Genomic DNA, 17626 nt, shown 5'->3' with positions numbered 1-17626 from the left:
TTTTCTTTCCCATGTTTATGTTTTGTCGTCTCTTTGTCGGCGCTTCCTTTTATGATTCCCTAGAAGCTATCTGGGTTAATATTTAAAAGTACATCTGTTCTTTTCAGATATGATTAACCTGAGGATTGAGCTTGCAGAATGAAGCGGGTTACAATCTGAAAAAGGGCGAATAATCTGGCTGGCGGCAAGGATAGTTGCTTCTTGTAGGGGGCTTTTTTACCTGCTGATCGCTTTACCGGGGAATGCTCTGGGAACAATGGGTTAGGGCCGTAACCGCCAATACTTTGGCCGCAACGTGCTTTCCTAGGCTGGGGGAATGATGTCCGAAGTAAAAGACAATGTGGCACCCCGTGCAAAAATACGGTCACTACGTGAAACGATTCACAAGGTACGTCTTGCGGATGTTGAACGAGGGGATGTCGTGGTCGGTCTGCACGAGCGGGAGCGGGCCCAGCTGGAACTCCTCAATGAGGAGCTCGCGGAGGTTTTTAAAGAAATTCCTGAGGATGATGACTACTTTTCATTCCAGCTTGTGTCCGGAACAAGGCCGCGCCTTTGGATTGATATTACGTCTCATGTGGTTATGGGGAGGGATCTGCAAACCTATCGGTTTTTGAAGGATACCCGTTTGGGACGGAGTGTCCTTCTGGAAAGCAGCAGTTTGGATGAAATGGCGGATTGTGTAACGCTTTATATTGCGGAGCGAATTCTTGAAAGAGATAAGGCGATAGAGGCCGACTGGATGGTGGGCAGCCACCGTTTGGATATACTTACCAAAGGGCGTCATTCGAAAAAACGTGCAATAAGAAAACTCGGAGAACAAACGACGATATCGTCTCGCTACAATTCTCAGGGACTATTTTCGTTTGCACTTGGACTTTTAATTGGAGCCGCGGCTCTTATAGGGTTTGCATGGTTTGCAAACCCTATGAATTGATGGCTGACGACTGACCAGCCTTCAAAGCAGTAAGACGATTTATTGAAACAGCTCATTGCTTTAGCCTATTGTTTAGACGCGTATCTTGAACCGAAAATTGGTATCCACTTTTCAAAGATACGCTTTAATGGCGCTGCCAGCAATAAACGGTAGGCTATTCAGGTTAGAGAACTCTGCTTTTCCTACTGTGGGGAGTACGGAATACTCAATGTTGTTTCTCGAACCGTGTGCACAAAAAGCTTATCCTCTGTGTACCCACGTTCTGTCATCTTGCAATGCCAACCACTAGGCTTTCTTTTGATTTCAAAAAGGTTGTAGCAAGCCGGCGGCTTCTTATGTCCGGGACCATTGGAGGCGGAAGGGACGCATATAACAGGTACGTCTCCGTCTGGGCCTGCTATAGATAGCTTCGTGGCATAGTGAGTATGTCCGTGCAGGATCAATTCCGCTCCGCACTCAGCAATCACATTACGGAATCTGCTCGCTCCCACAAACCTCTTGTGCCACGATGTGGAATTGTGAACAGGAGGATGATGCAGCATAACCACGCGAAACAAACCTTCACTCTTCATTTTCAGAAGGTTGGTTTTTAAATCACGAAGCTGGAGGTTGCTCATATACCCCGTTGCCATGAAGGGACCCGTAGCTCTGGCCGTGGAAAGGCCTATAATTCCGAGTTCTTTTCGCCGCCTGATAAATGGGAATACCAGGTCTTTACTATGAGGAATAATATGCCCCTGCTCCTCATCACTGGTCATATAGGGACGCCATGATGTAAAGGCAGACTTTACAGCACCAGGTACATATGCATCATGATTTCCCGGCACAACGGAGACAAGTTCCGGTGATCCAACAATCTTGAGCCATTCCCGGGCTGTTGCAATTTCCGCTGGCAGAGCAATGTTTACCAAGTCACCACACAGGGCAATGTGGTCAGGGTTCATGTCGCCAATATCATCCAAGAGACCATCCAAATATTTGGATGTCAGTGAATGCGCCCTGTTGCGCTGCCAGTTAATGTAACCAAGAATACGTTTGGACGCCAATTGCCGTTTTTGGATTGCAGGCAAAGGCCCCAAATGCGGGTCGGATAAATGAATAAGCTTGAACATGCCGGAATTGTCATGGCTGTTCTGTAATGGTCAAGTAGGCAATCTAATTTATTTAGGCCCTACACCAAGAAAACAGCAGGTTCGGCAGTTTTAGCAGTAGTTACATGTGCGTAAAGTGGAAGCAATGCGCGTGTTGGAAAGGTCAGTTGCTGGCTTCCAGTGAAAGCGTGCTTTTTTGTGGCGTGGTGCGAAAAGTTTTGTAAGCATGGTGGTGTTTCCGTGGAACATGCAGGGATAAGGAAATGTTGAAGAATCTGCGCTTAAGATTTGTGTAAGCGCTTAATTCATAGCCACTTTCTATGCTTTAACTGTCGGAAGACAATACACAGTTTTGCGCAGGTGATATGCATTTAGTGCATGGTTAACAAAAGACTAATAAAGACCAGAATTCGGATAGGCAGGAAAACCAGGTTGCCCTCTCTTACAGGTGCTTTTCAAACAAAACTCGTCAGTCGGTTAGTACAGTATTCTGCCTTGTTTTGCAGAGCTATGACTTTGGGCGTTAGAGTGGTTGTTCTTGACGGTGAGAGTAGGGTTTTATTGGTAAAACATACCTATTTGAAAGGGTGGTATCTTCCCGGAGGTGGCGTTGAAAAAGGGGAGACCCTTGAAGACGCGGCGCGCCGCGAATTGAAGGAAGAAGCCGGAATTAATACCACTCATGAACTGGAGCTAAAAGGCATCTATTATAATCGCGGGGGAAATAACCGAGATCATGTGGCCCTTTATTTGGTAAAAACGTGGAAGAGGGACCAGAGCTGGAAACGCCCTTCTCTGGAAATTGTCGATGCGCAGTTTTATCCGCTTAGCGCGCTGCCGGAAGGGACTAGCTCTGCTACAAAACGGCGCCTTGAAGAAATTCAAGGTACTGTACCCCAAGATAAATACTGGTAGAAAAACGAGAGTTGATCTCTATAGTTTAAGTTTATCTTCCATGTGTTTCACTGGGATCAAGGAGATAACCAACCAAATATCTGCTATTTCTCACTTTACCTAAAAAAAAAAGCATGCTAACCGCATTTATCTGATTTGTGATAGATCATAGACCGGTTTTGAGGAACTGCTTTGCTAAAGTGTTGGGATCAGCGACGACGAATGATCACACGGGAGTCATCTTCCCGTGTTGTTCGGTGCTGCCTGTCCCCTTGGCTTACATAGTTTCTAAGCAACATGAGGGGCGGCGCTGTCGTTTGCTCTGATATGTGATCTTGAAAATATGATGTTACCCTCTTGGTTGATCCGGATTGAATTGCCGGAAGATAATGAAATTATCGATGCACTGCAGGATGAAGCGTTCGGGGCAGAACGCTTCGAAAAAACTTCCCATAAAATCAGAGAGGGAACCTCTCCGCATCCTCGTCTTTCCTTTGTAGGTTTGATTAATGGTGAAATTGCAGGGTCAGTGCGGTTGACACAGATTGCGATTGGAAACTGTGCGGGAATGCTGCTTGGGCCACTGACCGTGTCGCCAAGATTTAAAAACAAGGGACTGGGCAAGGCCTTGATGCGCACCGCCCATAGTGCTGCCGGTGAACTTGGGGTTGAGACCATTTTACTGGTTGGAGATGCTCCCTATTATGAGCCGCTTGGCTATCAAAAAGTGCCTGTAGGCCAAATACGGTTGCCGGGCCCGGTAGACCCGACGCGCCTTCTGGCCCTAAATCTGAATGGATCCCCTCTGCCATACGGCATGGTAAAAGCGCTTTAAAACTGGGGTATACAGTTTCTATCGGCTTTCGCGGAACCAGGTAAAACACAAAGCCCCCAGCAACAGTGCAAGGCCCAAAAACCCGTTAAGTACAGGGTACCGCGTAACGCCGGTCAGATTACTGGCCTCGGATCGTTTGAAGCCAATCCAGTTTCCACCATGATAACGGGCGGCACTGCCCATCATGGTGATCTGGGGCAAGTCAATATTTCCATCGGCACTGACCAGTCGTTTGATTGTCCCTCCCGTCTCCTTGCTGAGACCTGCAAGCAGCTGCCCTGTTGAAATGACTTGTTTGTACTCCTTTGGATTGGCAGGACCCACATTTGTGATAGCTGTCAGCTGCCCGTCGCTTGCTGAGTAAAGCCCTAGCGCTTTTGCAACAATTGTGCCCCGCCACATGCCGTCCTCTTCTTCTTTCACGGAAAGTGTCTGGGTATCGCCGGATGGTTCTGTAATGACGATGGGGTCTACACTGGATGCGAGGGTTTGCCTTTCAACCTGAATAGAAGTGCCTTGCACATGCAGGCGAATGGCTTCCTCCTCAAGGTCCGGCTCCTGCATTAACCAGTGGGAGAGCCTGCGCAAGAGGGAAACGTGGGGCCCACCCCCTTCATATCCTCTTGCCCATAACCAAACATGGTCGGAAAGCAGGGTGGCAACACGCCCCTTTCCCTCTCTGCTGAGAACGAGAACGGGCCGCGAATCTACGCCGGTAAGCAGAATATCTCCCGTTTTTACAGTGGTATCGGCAAGGCGGAACCAACGGCTCCAGTTAGGTGGTGATTGTTTGCCTCCGGCAAGGTTTCTGGTAACCGGATGCTTTTGGCCAGCCTTGGAGATTCTAGCATGGTAGGGTTTTTCCAGCACGCGGCCTGTAGGGGCTGCAGGTAAAACCCTGCTGAGTGGAGTTCTGAATAAGCTGCGGTTTTCAGCATAGTCTGGCCCACCCGCCATTAAAACAGCTCCGCCATTATCGACAAATTTGGCAATATTTTCAAAGTATAAGAGTGGTAGTACCCCGCGGCGCTCGTAGCGATCAAAGATTATCAGATCAAACTCGTCAATCTTTTGAGAGAATAATTCTCGTGTTGGAAAAGCGATGAGAGAGAGCTGGTTTATGGGGGTTCCATCTTGCTTTTCCGGAGGTCGCAAAATGGTAAAGTGGACAAGATCCACGGACGCATCGGACTTGAGAAGGTTTCTCCATGTCCTCTCGCCCGCATGCGGCGAGCCCGATACAAGTAAAACCCGCAGGTTTTCTCGGATGCCTTCTATGATCAAGACGGCTCGGTTGTTAACTGGGGTTACCTCCTCGTTTATAGGGGATACCAGAAACTCATAGATATTGTCACCCGCGTGATTTACAGACAGCTCCAAGTCTATTGTTTTGCCTACTTGTATGTGCCGCCTGTCCGCTAACTTCCCGTCATGGCGGATTGTCAATTCAACTTCACTTGCAAGGACAGGTAGATGCCCGTCCTCCAGTACTTTTAACTCCACGTGCTGTTTGGACCCGACCAAGCCAAAACGGGGACGTGATATGATTTCCAACCTGCGGTCCATCTCTTTTTTTGAGCCGGTCAGCAAGGTGTGTACTGGCGCGTTAAATCCCAGCTCTGTAAGTCTCTGCGGAATGTCATGTATCTGGCCATCTGTCACAAGAATAGCGCCTGCAATACGCTCGGCGGGAACATCAGCCAATCCAGCTTTTAACGAGGAAAACAGGTTGGTACCATCTTCTGTTGCCACTCGGTTGCGGGAGGTGTGAAGTTCACGCAGTTCCACTTGGGCCAGCTTCTGAAGGCGGGTTTTTAGAGGTGCAAGCGCGGCATGCACTTCTGCCTCACGATTGGCCAGCTTTTGGCTCTGGCTGTCATCGATAACCAATGCAAGGATACTATCCAGATGTTCCCGCTCTTCCTGCAATATTGAGGGGTTGGAAAGGGTAAGTAAGAGAAGGCCAAAGCTGAGGGCTCGCACACCTACCCCTCGTGGGTGTGCAATGAAGAAGGCGGTAAGAAGCAAGAGAGCGGCGATGCCAAGTGTAATAAGAAGACTGAGAGGAATGAGAGGGGCGAAAGACAGGGACCATGACATGTTGCAATTCCCTTTATTGTCCCAAACGCTCGAGTAGAGCAGGAATATGAACTTGGTCGGCTTTGTAGTTGCCAGTCATCGTGTACATGAGAATGTTAATACCAACCCTATAGGAAAACTCCCTTTGCATGGGGTCCGCAGGAATTGTGGGATAGATATAGCTTCCATCTGGATGAATGGCCCAAGCTGCTGCAAGGTCATTGCTGGTAATCAACAGGGGGCTTACACCATCGCCGGACCGCACTGGCCGACTGCCGTTGCTCTGGGAACCCGTGTTTGCCTGAACCCAGAGTGGGCCATCGGCATAACGACCGGGAAAGGTGTTGAGGATATAAAATGTCTTCGTCAGAACATGGTCTTCCGGCACTGGCTCCAGAGGGGGCAGGTTTAGTGAGCTTAAAATGTCCTGGAGTTTACGCTTTTCCTCAGTGGAAGCCGCTCCGCTGATGGGAGATTTATATTGATCCCGTGTATCGAAAAGGACCGTTCCGCCGTTACTCATATAGGCATCAAGGCGTGAAATGGTCTCTTGTGAAGGAGTTGGCATATGCGGGGCAACTGGCCAGTAGATCAGAGGATAAAAGGCCAACTCATCCTTGGATAAGTCAATAGAAACCGGAGCTTTGGGCTCCAGAGCAGTACGGCTGGAAAGCATGCGGGACAGGCCGAACAGGCCGGCGCGGCTCGTGTCATCTATACTTTTGATACCAGTTTTAATGTAGGCAAGGCGCGTGTCCAATGTGGCATCGAGTGCTCGCAGGTCTCCTTGTGCCCATGCATCTTCAAGTCCTGCACTGAGGATACATAAGGCTATCAACAGAACCGTCTTTTGTTTCATGCCTCGCAAAAAGCGGGGGCGAGTGGGCCTCCCTATGATGAAAAGGACCAGAATGCTATCCAAAATGGCCAGAAGGAAAGCAACAACCAGAAGGGGCCCCTTCAAGTCAAAAGGTGTGCCGGACGGGTAGGGCCGTACCACTTGCCCCTCCAGATTTAGAAAACCCAGCGGTATGAGGCCTTGCCCGTCAGACAGAAGGTTCAAAGCACGGAAAGCTGTCTGTGTTCCGTACAGTCCTGCGGGAGTTTTCCGTGTAGCTCGAGTTTTTGAGAATTCCGCTTCTAAGATTGCGCGGGCAGAAATGGGAGGTGGGGTGAGGTGGCCAAACCCGTTGAGGCTCTTGAAAGGCGCCAGCTGCCGTGAGCCTGCGTCTTCATTTTCTAGGACCTTCTGGGATGTGGGGCGTGGGTTATGACTGCTGGTTACAATTGCATTCAGCATCTCCACAAAAGTACCGGAAAGTGGAAGGTTCGACCAGGTGGTATCTGCTGTGACATGGAATAATATGAGCTGGCCACGCCCCATCCGGCGAGCTGTTACCAATGGAGTTCCGTCCTCCAAGGAAGCCAAGGTTTGACGCTGAAGGTCTGCAGTGGGTTCCGCCAGTACTTGTCGGGAGACGCTGATATCCGGAGGAATAGATAAGGAATTGAAGAGGCCCTCTGGCGAAAAGCTATGTAATAATTGAGGCTTTTCCCAGGATAAACTACCCCCGAGGCTCCTATCTCCTTGCCTGAGGCGAACAGGGATGAGGTCATCTGAACCTGCCGCCAACCTCGGTCCCGCAAATCGCACAAGTGTACCGCCAGCTTCTATCCACTCCTCAAGCCGCGCTTTTGTTGGGGTGGGAAGACGGCCCACATCAGCGAGAATGAGGGTAGACACTCCCTTGTTAAGGTAATCCGGGATGACTTGAGCAATGTCCTTATTGCGGGACTGTGGCAAATCGGAGGTTGGCTCTAGAGCATGTTTCAAAAAATGGGTAGGGGAGAGAAGAGGCTGGCCTCTTGTTGAGGATGAACTTGATACAATGCCCACCTTTTGTCGTTGCCAACGATCATCTATCAAAAAAGCAGCACCCGCTGTTTGCACGCCTGAGATATTGAGTTGTACAATGTCATTACGCAATTCTGTGGGTAGGTTAAAAGAGGCCCAGCCTAATTTTTCTCCGTTTTTGAAGTTTGCGGAGGCTTGGGCAATTACTCTTCCTTTCGAATCTTGAGCCAGAATATTCAAGTTGTCTTCGGTGTCAGGAAACAGCCTTTCAATAGAGACTTCCATGGCCTTGGAACTGTTCACAATGCCATTTAAGGCCTGCAAATTATAAGGATCATTGAAAATCGTAATTTTGCTTTGGGGAGCTATGTCCTGTAGGGCCTCTTGAAACGCGTTGGGGTTAACGTCTTCGCCAATGAGAGAACTGAGCCAGAAAATTTCACTGGGAGGAACTGTGCTGGAGACGTCTGCCAGACCAGAAAGGAGCTGTACCCGATCAGCTGCCCAACTTCGTGGCTCCAGAGCCCGTAATTTCTCTAGGGTTTTTGTTGCGCTGTCAGTGCTCATTGATTGGGTTGGGCCATCTGCAGTCGATACCAGTAGAACCGGTTGCCCTGCTTCACCGGCCTCATTGATTAAGGTGATTGCAAGGCGTATCTGCTTTTCCCATGCAGGAGCTGCGTCCCATCCATTATCCAGAACAATCCAGCGGACCCCTTCGGTGCTCCCAAACGGGGAAAGTGGCTTCCAGATTGGGCCGGACAAAGAAAAAATGATAAGCGATGCAATCAGTAAACGTATTAAAATCAGCCACCAGGGGCTGTGATGTGGTGTTTCTTCTTTATGCTGGATGGCCGCTAGAAGTTTGATGGGGGCAAAGAGAACTGTTTGAGGCGGCGGCGGGGTCAGGCGCAAAAGCCACCAGATGGCAGGCAGGGAAAGAAGAGCCCAAAGAACCCAGATATTTGTGAAGGCAATGGATGAAAGTAATCCTGTCAAAAGGGGGTGCCTCCAACATTGGTCATTGGGGAGTTGGATAATCGGGAATAGAGCGTCAGCAAGGCCTCCTGCGCCGGGCGGTCACTGTGATGAATGGAAAAGCTCCACCCAGAGCGGGTCGTGATGGTCTCCAGAAAATCCCTGTGGCTTGCCAGTACTTGTAGATACTGTTGTTTCCACTCTTCCGCTCGTCCGGCTGTAATGGTGAAGTCCTTCTCCGGGTCTGAGAATTCGGCGCGCCCTGTGAATGGAAATGTTTCTTCAATGGGGTCGATAATTTGCACCAAATGTCCCTTGGCTCCGCTTGCTGCAGCCGAAATCACCCATTGCTCAATAAGGGACTTCTCGTCGAACAAGTCAGAGAACAATATGACTTCAGAGAAACGTTTTAACTGTGCCCATGGGGGAAAGCTTGTGGTTGATTGAGATCCAGCAAGGGTTTCTGCCAGCTTTTGGGCTGCCGCCCTACCTGCTTTGGCGGATGTCATACCCAGAAGTCCCACCCGTTCGCCGCCCTCTGCCAGCAGGTTGGCCAATGCAAGAAGCAGAAGAAGAGCCCTATCCCGTTTTGTTGTGGAAGCGAGCGTACTTTGATAGGTCATGGAACGGGATAGGTCTGCCCATAGCCACAGAGTATGAGAGGCCTCCCACTCCCTCTCTCGCACATAAAGATGATTATCGCGGGCAGAGCGGCGCCAATCGATGCGTTTTGCTGGCTCTCCTTTGTAAAAAGGGCGAAACTGCCAGAAGGTTTCCCCCAAGCCAGCCTTTTTTCGGCCATGCCAGCCTGCGGCAACTGTATTGGCAAGATTCTGGGCCTCAACAAGCAGCTCCGGCAGGGCTTCTGCCAGCGTGCGGGCCTGAACCGATAGCTGGTTTACATCGCTATTGCTGGTTTGCTCTTGTTTGGCACTGGAAAAAAACAATGGGTACTCCCGCCTAGCTCTTGTTCAATCAGGCAATGTGATCTTTAATCTGCCCCAAAAGTTGCGGGAGCCTCTTTCCTTCAGCGCGTGCAGAAAAGCTTAACGCCATGCGATGCTGAAGAACGGGCTCGGCCAATGCCAGAATGTCATCAATGCTCGGGGATAATCGGCCATCCACAAGTGCACGGGCGCGGGCTGTCATCATAAGCGCCTGACTGGCCCGGGGGCCCGGACCCCACGCTATACACTTTCCAATGTGTTCAGGCGTTTCTCTCTCGCCTGGTCTGGCAGAGCGGACAAGGGACAGGATTTTCTCCATGACCATGTCTCCAACAGGAATGTGGCGCACAAGGTTTTGAATTCCTAAGAGTTCTTCGGGCGAGAGAATTTGCTGAACGCTTGTTTGCTGTGCGCCGGTTGTTTCTGCCAAAATGAGCCGTTCTGCCTCGATATCAGGATACTGGACATCAATCTGCATCAAAAACCGGTCAAGCTGAGCTTCGGGCAGAGGGTAGGTTCCTTCTTGTTCCAATGGATTTTGAGTTGCCAGAACATGGAAGGGGGCAGGCAAATTATGCCGGTGGCCTGCAATGGTTACATGATATTCCTGCATAGCTTGCAGCAAGGCGGATTGGGTTCGCGGACTGGCGCGGTTGATCTCATCTGCCATTAGAAGCTGGGTAAACACCGGGCCAGGGAGAAAACGGAAGGAACGGCTGCCGTCTGCGGCTTCCTCCAGAACTTCGGAGCCTAGAATATCGGAGGGCATGAGGTCTGGTGTAAACTGGATGCGGCGCTTTTCCAGTCCAATCACGGTGCCCAAGGTTTCTACCAGTTTTGTTTTCGCAAGCCCGGGAACACCCACAAGCAGCCCGTGACCGCCAGCAAGAATGGTTGTTAGAACGTGCTCAATAACGGTTTTTTGTCCGAAAATGACACGGGATATTTCTTCGCTGGCCTTTGCCAGCTTGTCGATTGCCGCTTCAGCCTCTCGCAAAACGTCCTCGGGGTTTTCCGTGGGGCTGGGGCTCGTGGTGTTCATGGTCTGCCAGTCCTTTTATGCGTGAACGCCTTGCGAAAACACCTTAAACTTCAGGCTCTGTGATAGCCCTTTGGCCCTCAAGGGACTTGGTAAGGAGTCGTGTGGTTCCTATGTTATGGAAGAGGCGAGCGTTTTTATTCCCTCTGTTTTCGGGGGCATAACGGAAAACTATTAGAATAAAGGGATCACTTGGAACTGCTGTGTTCTTCTGTAAAATCGGTTTAGCTTGAAAAGCCGATAGTTTGAAAGACCCTGAAGAAAACCGAATGCGCGTGGTCCCCGCGCCAAGAAAAGAGATGGAACAGTATTCGTGACAAAGCAAAAGGAACAATCTCCCACTGCAACCATGCCAGCAGGTCTTAAAGCGTTGATGGAACGAGCCGGAGACCAGCGAGGCTTGCCGCCTATCGACAAATGGGATCCGCCTTTTTGCGGGGATCTGGATATGCAGATCAAGCGAAATGGAAACTGGTTTTACATGGGCACACCAATTTCGCGCGAGGCGCTGGTTAAGCTCTTCGCCAGTGTTTTAAAACGGGAGGAGGATGGCAAATACTACCTTGTAACTCCTGTTGAGAAAATTGGTCTGCAGGTTGAAGATGCACCGTTTCTGGCAGTGGAGATGGACTGGAGTGAGAAACTGGGTAGCTCTGTCTTGACGCTGCGCACAAATACAGGTGATGTTGTAGAAGTAGGTCCAGATAATCCACTTCGTTTCGAACGGGAAGAGACAACACACGGGTTCAAGCCATATGTGCGTGTGCGCGGACGGTTGGATGCCTTACTGTCTCGTCCCGTAATTTTCGAGCTGAGTGATCATCTGGTAGAACAGGATGTGGACGGAGAGCCGTACTTGGGCGTGTGCAGTCATGGCCAATTCTTTCCAGCAGAGCCGCTAAGCAGTTTAGGGTAGAGCCTTTGAATAGAACCGGGACGGCAATAGCAGCTTCTTCGCAGACTGGTGAAATCACGAGAGATACGTTCGTGGGCAGGGTCAGAACAGTCCTGCAAACTCGGCGGGCTATACAGCCAAGCGGAGATTACCTCCTTAATCCGACTTATAAGGATATGTTTGCCGATCCGTCCCGCTTGAAAAACGCCGCTGTTTTGATGCTGGTTATCGAGCGCGAGGAGGGAGCCAGTGTTTTGTTTACCCTGCGCACCGCCCATCTTCGCGCCCATGCAGGCCAGATTTCGCTCCCCGGAGGTAAGGTGGACGAGGAAGACGACGGGCCGGTCGATGCAGCACTGCGTGAAGCCAATGAGGAAGTGGGACTGGATTTATCCCGCGTTACAACAGTTGGTGCGCTGGGTCCCTATATGACAGCAACGGGCTACAGCGTGACACCTGTAATTGCCACTGTGCCTTCTCCTGTTGATTTGACTTTAAACCCTCAAGAGGTGGAGGAAAGCTTTGAGGTTCCACTATCTTTTTTGATGAATCCCTATAATCACAGGGAAGAATCGAAGGTCTATGGCGGTAAACGCGTACATTTTTATGCCATGCCCTACGAAGGCCATTATATTTTTGGTGTGACCGCCGGCATTTTGCGGAGCATCTACAATAAAGTGTATACTCCATGATACGAATGTTACTCACCCACGCGCTGCTGTTCCTTATTCCGTTTATCGGGTATGCTATATGGCTCTATATTGGAAAAAAAGCCGAGGAGAACGCCCATTTTCGTGATGGTCCAATAGCGTGGCTTGCAATTTGCGGCCTGTTTTTAGTGGTCGTTAGTTTCTCCAGTCTGGCTATTTGGGGTAAGGCCCCGCAAGGCTCTCAATATCGGCCTGCCCAGATTGTTGATGGAGAACTGGTCCGAGGTGGCTACAACAAGTAAATATAGATGACACTTTTAAAAAATGCCGACTGGTTGCACTGTGCTGGGCTGCAGGGTCTTTTTGATGTTCTGGAGCAGGACGGCGACCGCGCCCGCGTTGTGGGGGGGCCTGTTCGCAATGCCCTGCTTGGCGAACCTGTCGATGATATCGATATTGCCTGCACCGCCCTGCCTCTCACCACATTAGAGCGGGCGAAAGCTGCTGGTTTAAAGGTCATCCCCACGGGGATTGACCACGGAACCCTGACGATTATCAGTGATGGACACCCCTATGAAGTGACAAGCCTGCGCGAGGATGTGGAAACACATGGTCGCCACGCCACTGTGTACTTTGGCAAAGATTGGGTCCGCGATGCCCAGCGGCGGGACTTTACCATGAACGCCCTTTATGTGGATCGCGAAGGCGAGCTGTTCGACCCGCTGGGCGGGCTTGAAGACTGCCTTGGACGAAGGCTGCGCTTTATCGGTGACGCGCGGACTCGCATTAAAGAAGATTATCTACGGATCCTGCGGTTCTTCAGGTTTTTTGGAACTTATGGGGAAGGGGTGTTTGATCCGCAGTCTTTAGCTGCCTGTATTGCGGAAAAGGAAGGTCTTGCGTCCCTTTCTGCCGAACGGGTGACAAAAGAGATCTGGCGGCTGCTGCCATCGCCCCGCGCTAAAGATTGTCTGATAGAAATGCACAAAAGCGGTATTCTTTCCTGTGCACTGGGCGGGGATGTGGAGCTTGCGCTTTTCTTGTCCTTGGAGCGTATGGGCCGCAAGATGCCCGCGACAAAAGGCGCCCAAGTGCGCCTGACCAGTCTGATAAAGGGAAAACCTTTTCCAAGGCTCAGGCTATCCAATGCGCAAGTGAAAGCCTCCCGGTTTGCATTAAGTCTTCTAGATGAGTTTCTTCAAAATGGCCTTGATGAAGCAGCCTTAAAAGCTGCGTTGGTTAATAAACCGCGCTCAGTGGTGCAAGATGCTGTGTTCCTTTATTGGGCTACAATACTACAAGATGAGTTTCCTTTGAATTGGGAAAGTACACTCGCTTTTGTTGAAAACTGGCAGATACCGGATTTCCCCGTATCGGGTGGAGATTTAATTGCGCTGGGGTTTGCGCCGGGTCCTTTAATTGGGGAAGCTTTGGCCAAAGTAAAACAGGAGTGGGCTGCCAACGATTACCAGTCACGCCATCAGGAGCTTTTGAATTATGCCCGCACTCTGGTGAGCCAAAGGAACGGGCGGGAGGGGATGTGAGCGTCCAACTTCGTGCCCACCATCTTCTGTGCATTTTGACCTTTATTGGCAAAGGTTACACTCGGGACTTTACAGAGAACCATCGAGCGTTGGTGCTGCGGATTAACGCTGGAGAGGAAGTTGAGATTGTGCACGGGCCCGATGATATCTGTGCCCCGCTAGAAGGTCTACCAGAGGGAGAGCATTGCCTTAATTCCAGTGTGTGCACGCGTGATGAAAAGGCACTTGCCAGTGTTGGCTTGGTTCTGGGGCGCGCGTTGGAAGTAGGACATAAATTTTTACTTAGCGCTAGCGATGTGACACAGCTACGCAAAAACTTTGCAGCTGACACGCGCCATGCAGCCTGTGCAGGGTGTAATTGGGCTCCTTTGTGTAACTCGATCGCCGCTGACGGGTTTAACAAAACCCATCTTGTTGATGATCTATAGATCATCTCTTTAATTTTGCCGTGATATACCCATATAAGCAGGCAAATTATGTTTTGCGCGCTCGTTTTGAGGAACAATTGTTCCCATGATGAAGCGCTTAGGGGAAAACAAAAATGAAGAAACTATCGGCCCTGCGCCGTATCGTACCCATGTTTATCGTGGCCATTGCGCTTGTTTTCGTGACAGCGGAGCTTGCCGAGGCGAAACGGGGAATGAGCTTTGGCAGCAGGGGCTCTAAAACGTTTTCTGCACCAAAGGCTACAAACACCGCACCCAATACCTCAGCACCTGTTCAGCGTTCAATGACACCGAACACCCAAACGAACAAGGCAAATCCTGCTGGCGCAGCTGCGGCCGCTCCGCAGAAAAAAGGCCTGTTTGGTGGTGGGTTCTTAGGTTCCATGCTAGGCGGCCTTGCGCTTGGCGGCCTCATCGGAATGTTGTTTGGCTCCGGTTTTGGCGGGATGGCAGGTCTGTTTGGCATGCTGGTTCAGGGCTTGCTCATTGGCGGCGCTATTATGCTCTTGATGCGCTTTTTGCGCTCCCGTCAACAAACACAAGCAGCTGGTGTGCATGCCGGTGGTCACGCCCCGCAGCAAAGCGCGCCTTTCAACTTTTCTAATGCAGGGGATGCCCCGTCAGGGCCCGATAGTGGACGCGGGTTTTCCATGCCGAACGTGGGTGGTGGAACTCACGAGTCTTCTAGTGCGTCCGTACAGGAAGAGCCTGTGTTCGCAAGCGCTGCTGATGATCAGATCGGGATCACTGGTGAGGACTTCGACCACTTCGAGGCAATGCTTGCCAAAGTCTGGAAGGCGTATGCCAGCGAAGACTACAGTGCCATTCGCGAACTCACCACTCCAGAGATCATGGGCTTTTTTGCCGAGGAACTGGGACAGGCCGCTTCCAAGGGACTTGTGAATGAAGTGCGCGATGTGAAGCTGCTGCAAGGAGATCTCTCTGAGAGCTGGCATGAGAATGGCAGTGATTATGCTACCTTGGCAATGCGTTACTCTTCCATTGATGCAATGCGCGAGCGTGCCACTAATAAAGTGGTTGAGGGCAACGCGGAAGTTGCTGAAGAGCGTACCGAGCTGTGGACCTTCATTCGCTCTGGCAATGAGCAATGGAAACTCTCTGCAATCCAGCAAGGCTAAAACGAATTCCATCAAAAGAAGAAGGGGCGGTTATCGCCCCTTTTTTATTGTCTCGTACCGTATTTCGTTTCTCTCTGAACTTCTTTGAAAGCAGATACCCATCACGCGGGATAGCTTTCGCGGACTTATGAACAGGTACACCTTTTTAGGTCTTTGCCACCTTGCCTATATGGCGGCGGGAGAAGAGTAGCATTAACGACCCTATAGCCATAACGGCTCCAGCCACAACAGCCATATTGGTTGTAGTGCTCTCCGGCATCCAGCCCAAGGTATGCCCCATACTTTCCAAAATTAGAGACATAAAAGGCAATATGGCAGCGGTTGCTAAGTAGTTTTGCCCTCCGACCAACGAAATTGCCTGCAAGGAAAAATACATGCTCATTCCGCGAAATGTCAGACCAACCAGAGTTGCAAAGAGCCACATATGCGGATTCCAGATATGGGCCAATTCCAGTCTGGGAAGAAAACTCTCTTGCAGGGAGCTGGCGCTCATGATGTCTTGCGGATTTGTGTCTCCGGTATAAAGAGAGGCAAGGGTGAGCATTACCAGCATAACAGTTGCACTTGAAAGCAGCATAACACCGCTCAATGATGCGGTTTGTCTGGGAGTGTTGCTTTGGTTGCTTGGGTGTAACTCGGCCACAATGGTGGCCAGCGCAACTCCTAGCTCGCTGGCCACCATCAGGTAGACAGCCGGATTGCTATAGGTTCCATCCAGTGCAGCGATGAGTGCAGCTGTCCCCAACACAATGGATAGGTGGCCGGGGAGTTCCCCCCGTGTGGGCCAGCGGGAAAACAACAAAGCCGTGGCAATTGCCGAAAAAGGAATGGCAAGAAACGTAAAGAAACCAGCATTGGCGGCACTAACGTATAACAGGGCTGCGGAGTAACTACAGGCAGAGAAGACCCGCAGGCCCCCATAGAGCCAAGTATAACCGCTGCGCATGCTGGCCAAAGCCCCATTGGCACGCCCACCAATCATGATCAGGAAAATTCCACCTGCGGCCATCTGGATCACGGTAAAAATCCACGGATCCAGATTCTGAGCCAACAAAATACCCTTGGTGACGACAATAAGGGTAGACCAGCTGAGCATGGCAAGTGCGCAGATCAGCATTCCTTTAGTATTCATTGAGTAAATTCCTGCTAACAAAACTCGCCGGTTATCTTTAAACCTTCAATTGCTGTTGCGCCATCCTCCCTGTGAATTTGGCGGGGAGTGGCACCTGCATAAGTTTCCAGATGATCAGCTAGTATCTGTGAGTGAGTAACGATCCAGATCTGCGTCCGCTCGCTGGCTTTGGCGATAACTTTCGCCAGCGGCTCCAGTAAATCAGGATGAAGGCTGCTCTCAGGCTCGTTCAGGGCCACAAAAGCGGGTAGTCGGTAGGACAGAAGACCGCCCAGCAAGGCAAGATACTGTAAGGTGCCCTCAGATAGCTCATGGGCGGGGAAGGCGCGCCGGAAGTCTTCGGTTTTTAAGGAAAACCGGCAGTCCGTTCCATCTGCCTCCACAAGAAGTCTGGTGCCGGGAAAGGCATCTTCCACGGCTTCATAAAGATCATGGGCGTCTGCCTTAATATGAGTAAGAGTAGCAAATACGGCTGCCAGATCATGCCCGTTTGAGGACAGTGTGGGAGTTGTCACATTCAAACTGGGGCGGCGCAGGGGAGAAGAGCTGTCACTTCTAAATCCATGAAAAAAGCGCCAGTCGCTCAAAGCATGGCGAACCATGTCAAGCTCGGGGAACCGGGCTCCATCGCGAATATGATAGAGGGCAGTTTCGGAACTGAGAACCTCGTTGTCATAGGTCAGGCGTTCCCCGTCTTTGGCTCGCAAGAATATACTTGGCCCTTTGCGTTGCATAAGAGGGACATTCCTGCGGCCCGCATTCAACAGCAGTTCCTCTTCCTTCACCATGCTTTCCAGCGGCAATGCGGCCTCTGTGGCTTGTGGAAGGCCAATCGTAATTTTGTATGTGAGATCCCCAAGAGTTGCCCGCAGGCGTATCTGGGGCTTTTCACGCACCCGCCGTTCTCCAGCCCACATGACACTTTCAACGCCGCCTTCCTCTGCGATAGCGCGGGTAACGCGCCCTCGTGCGGCCTGTTGTAAAAGTTCCAAGGCTCGGTAAAGGTTGGTCTTTCCCGTACCATTTTTTCCCACAAACACGTTCAGCGCCCCAATATTCATAAATAGCGAGCGAACAGAGCGGTAATTATCTATGCCAATGGCGGAGAGGGGGGGAAGGGCCATCTATCATCAATCACTTTTGTGTGGTTGGGTAAGTTTGAAGA

Annotated in this window: 16 protein-coding genes; 9 read left to right on the top strand and 7 right to left on the bottom strand. The window is 50.8% G+C overall.

Going from position 1 to position 17626, the window contains the following annotated elements; all coding sequences use genetic code 11:
- Positions 1 to 319 precede the first annotated feature (319 nt).
- Complete coding sequence (locus P6574_RS16470) at positions 320 to 937, top strand: hypothetical protein (RefSeq protein WP_310621346.1); 618 nt, start codon at positions 320 to 322, stop codon at positions 935 to 937.
- Positions 938 to 1119: 182 nt separating this feature from the next.
- Here the strand turns inward: P6574_RS16470 and P6574_RS16465 are convergent, their stop codons facing one another.
- Positions 1120 to 2049, bottom strand: a complete 930-nt coding sequence (locus P6574_RS16465; protein WP_310621345.1) for a metallophosphoesterase family protein — start codon at positions 2047 to 2049, stop codon at positions 1120 to 1122.
- A gap of 489 nt (positions 2050 to 2538) precedes the next feature.
- Here P6574_RS16465 and P6574_RS16460 point away from each other — a divergent pair, with 489 nt between their 5' ends.
- Positions 2539 to 2943: an NUDIX domain-containing protein gene (locus P6574_RS16460; protein ID WP_310621344.1), complete on the top strand. Its 405-nt coding sequence runs from the start codon at positions 2539 to 2541 to the stop codon at positions 2941 to 2943.
- 325 nt (positions 2944 to 3268) lie between these two features.
- A complete protein-coding gene (locus P6574_RS16455) occupies positions 3269 to 3757 on the top strand; it encodes a GNAT family N-acetyltransferase (protein WP_310621343.1) in 489 nt (162 codons plus the stop codon).
- An 18-nt stretch (positions 3758 to 3775) separates the two neighbouring features.
- Here P6574_RS16455 and P6574_RS16450 read toward each other — a convergent pair whose 3' ends face one another.
- From P6574_RS16450 to P6574_RS16435, 4 genes are read right to left on the bottom strand one after another with little or no spacing between them, the layout of a single operon-like run.
- On the bottom strand, positions 3776 to 5857 hold the full coding sequence (locus tag P6574_RS16450; RefSeq protein WP_310621342.1) for a hypothetical protein: 2082 nt from the start codon (positions 5855 to 5857) through the stop codon (positions 3776 to 3778).
- Between the two features lie 13 nt (positions 5858 to 5870).
- The gene (locus P6574_RS16445; RefSeq protein ID WP_310621341.1) at positions 5871 to 8690 is read right to left on the bottom strand and encodes a DUF4159 domain-containing protein; all 2820 of its coding nucleotides are present in this window, start codon (positions 8688 to 8690) and stop codon (positions 5871 to 5873) included.
- Positions 8687 to 9616, bottom strand: coding sequence for a DUF58 domain-containing protein (locus P6574_RS16440; RefSeq protein ID WP_310621340.1), 930 nt, complete (start codon positions 9614 to 9616; stop codon positions 8687 to 8689). Before P6574_RS16440 ends, P6574_RS16445 begins: the two co-directional genes overlap by 4 nt.
- Before the next feature lie 28 nt (positions 9617 to 9644).
- Entirely contained in the window at positions 9645 to 10658 is a 1014-nt protein-coding gene (locus P6574_RS16435) for an AAA family ATPase (RefSeq protein ID WP_310621339.1), read from the bottom strand.
- Between the two features lie 346 nt (positions 10659 to 11004).
- On the opposite strand from P6574_RS16435, the gene P6574_RS16430 reads away from it, so the two are divergent.
- The 6 genes from P6574_RS16430 (at position 11005) to P6574_RS16405 (ending at position 15329) form a co-directional block, all read left to right on the top strand.
- A complete protein-coding gene (locus P6574_RS16430) occupies positions 11005 to 11571 on the top strand; it encodes a DUF1285 domain-containing protein (protein ID WP_405048157.1) in 567 nt (188 codons plus the stop codon).
- Positions 11572 to 11576: 5 nt separating this feature from the next.
- Positions 11577 to 12242 carry a CoA pyrophosphatase gene (locus tag P6574_RS16425; RefSeq protein ID WP_310621337.1) on the top strand — a complete coding sequence of 222 codons (666 nt, stop codon included), beginning with the start codon at positions 11577 to 11579 and terminating at the stop codon, positions 12240 to 12242.
- Entirely contained in the window at positions 12239 to 12502 is a 264-nt protein-coding gene (locus P6574_RS16420; protein ID WP_310621336.1) for a DUF6111 family protein, read from the top strand. The genes P6574_RS16425 and P6574_RS16420 overlap by 4 nt, the downstream gene beginning before the upstream one ends.
- A gap of 6 nt (positions 12503 to 12508) precedes the next feature.
- Positions 12509 to 13744 carry a CCA tRNA nucleotidyltransferase gene (locus tag P6574_RS16415; protein WP_310621335.1) on the top strand — a complete coding sequence of 412 codons (1236 nt, stop codon included), beginning with the start codon at positions 12509 to 12511 and terminating at the stop codon, positions 13742 to 13744.
- Positions 13741 to 14172, top strand: a complete 432-nt coding sequence (locus tag P6574_RS16410) for a DUF1284 domain-containing protein (protein ID WP_310621334.1) — start codon at positions 13741 to 13743, stop codon at positions 14170 to 14172. The genes P6574_RS16415 and P6574_RS16410 overlap by 4 nt, the downstream gene beginning before the upstream one ends.
- Positions 14173 to 14285: 113 nt before the next feature.
- Complete coding sequence (locus P6574_RS16405; RefSeq protein ID WP_310621333.1) at positions 14286 to 15329, top strand: Tim44 domain-containing protein; 1044 nt, start codon at positions 14286 to 14288, stop codon at positions 15327 to 15329.
- A 145-nt stretch (positions 15330 to 15474) separates the two neighbouring features.
- On the opposite strand, the gene P6574_RS16400 is transcribed toward P6574_RS16405, so the two are convergent.
- A complete protein-coding gene (locus P6574_RS16400; protein ID WP_310621332.1) occupies positions 15475 to 16461 on the bottom strand; it encodes an EamA family transporter in 987 nt (328 codons plus the stop codon).
- A gap of 14 nt (positions 16462 to 16475) precedes the next feature.
- Positions 16476 to 17585 carry an AAA family ATPase gene (locus tag P6574_RS16395; RefSeq protein WP_310621331.1) on the bottom strand — a complete coding sequence of 370 codons (1110 nt, stop codon included), beginning with the start codon at positions 17583 to 17585 and terminating at the stop codon, positions 16476 to 16478.
- Between the last annotated feature and the right edge of the window lie 41 nt (positions 17586 to 17626).

The organism is Pseudovibrio sp. M1P-2-3 (assembly GCF_031501865.1).
Lineage (GTDB): Bacteria > Pseudomonadota > Alphaproteobacteria > Rhizobiales > Stappiaceae > Pseudovibrio > Pseudovibrio corallicola.
This window is presented reverse-complemented; position numbering and strand designations above follow the sequence as displayed.

What these genes read in the sequence shown, in the direction of transcription:
- P6574_RS16470 (WP_310621346.1), top strand. Translation starts at nt 320, where the DNA reads ATGTCCGAAGTAAAAGACAATGTGGCACCCCGTGCAAAAATACGGTCA.
- P6574_RS16465 (WP_310621345.1), bottom strand. Translation starts at nt 2,049, where the DNA reads ATGTTCAAGCTTATTCATTTATCCGACCCGCATTTGGGGCCTTTGCCT.
- P6574_RS16460 (WP_310621344.1), top strand. Translation starts at nt 2,539, where the DNA reads ATGACTTTGGGCGTTAGAGTGGTTGTTCTTGACGGTGAGAGTAGGGTT.
- P6574_RS16455 (WP_310621343.1), top strand. Translation starts at nt 3,269, where the DNA reads ATGTTACCCTCTTGGTTGATCCGGATTGAATTGCCGGAAGATAATGAA.
- P6574_RS16450 (WP_310621342.1), bottom strand. Translation starts at nt 5,857, where the DNA reads ATGTCATGGTCCCTGTCTTTCGCCCCTCTCATTCCTCTCAGTCTTCTT.
- P6574_RS16435 (WP_310621339.1), bottom strand. Translation starts at nt 10,658, where the DNA reads ATGAACACCACGAGCCCCAGCCCCACGGAAAACCCCGAGGACGTTTTG.
- P6574_RS16430 (WP_405048157.1), top strand. Translation starts at nt 11,005, where the DNA reads ATGCCAGCAGGTCTTAAAGCGTTGATGGAACGAGCCGGAGACCAGCGA.
- P6574_RS16420 (WP_310621336.1), top strand. Translation starts at nt 12,239, where the DNA reads ATGATACGAATGTTACTCACCCACGCGCTGCTGTTCCTTATTCCGTTT.
- P6574_RS16415 (WP_310621335.1), top strand. Translation starts at nt 12,509, where the DNA reads ATGACACTTTTAAAAAATGCCGACTGGTTGCACTGTGCTGGGCTGCAG.
- P6574_RS16405 (WP_310621333.1), top strand. Translation starts at nt 14,286, where the DNA reads ATGAAGAAACTATCGGCCCTGCGCCGTATCGTACCCATGTTTATCGTG.
- P6574_RS16400 (WP_310621332.1), bottom strand. Translation starts at nt 16,461, where the DNA reads ATGAATACTAAAGGAATGCTGATCTGCGCACTTGCCATGCTCAGCTGG.
- P6574_RS16395 (WP_310621331.1), bottom strand. Translation starts at nt 17,585, where the DNA reads ATGGCCCTTCCCCCCCTCTCCGCCATTGGCATAGATAATTACCGCTCT.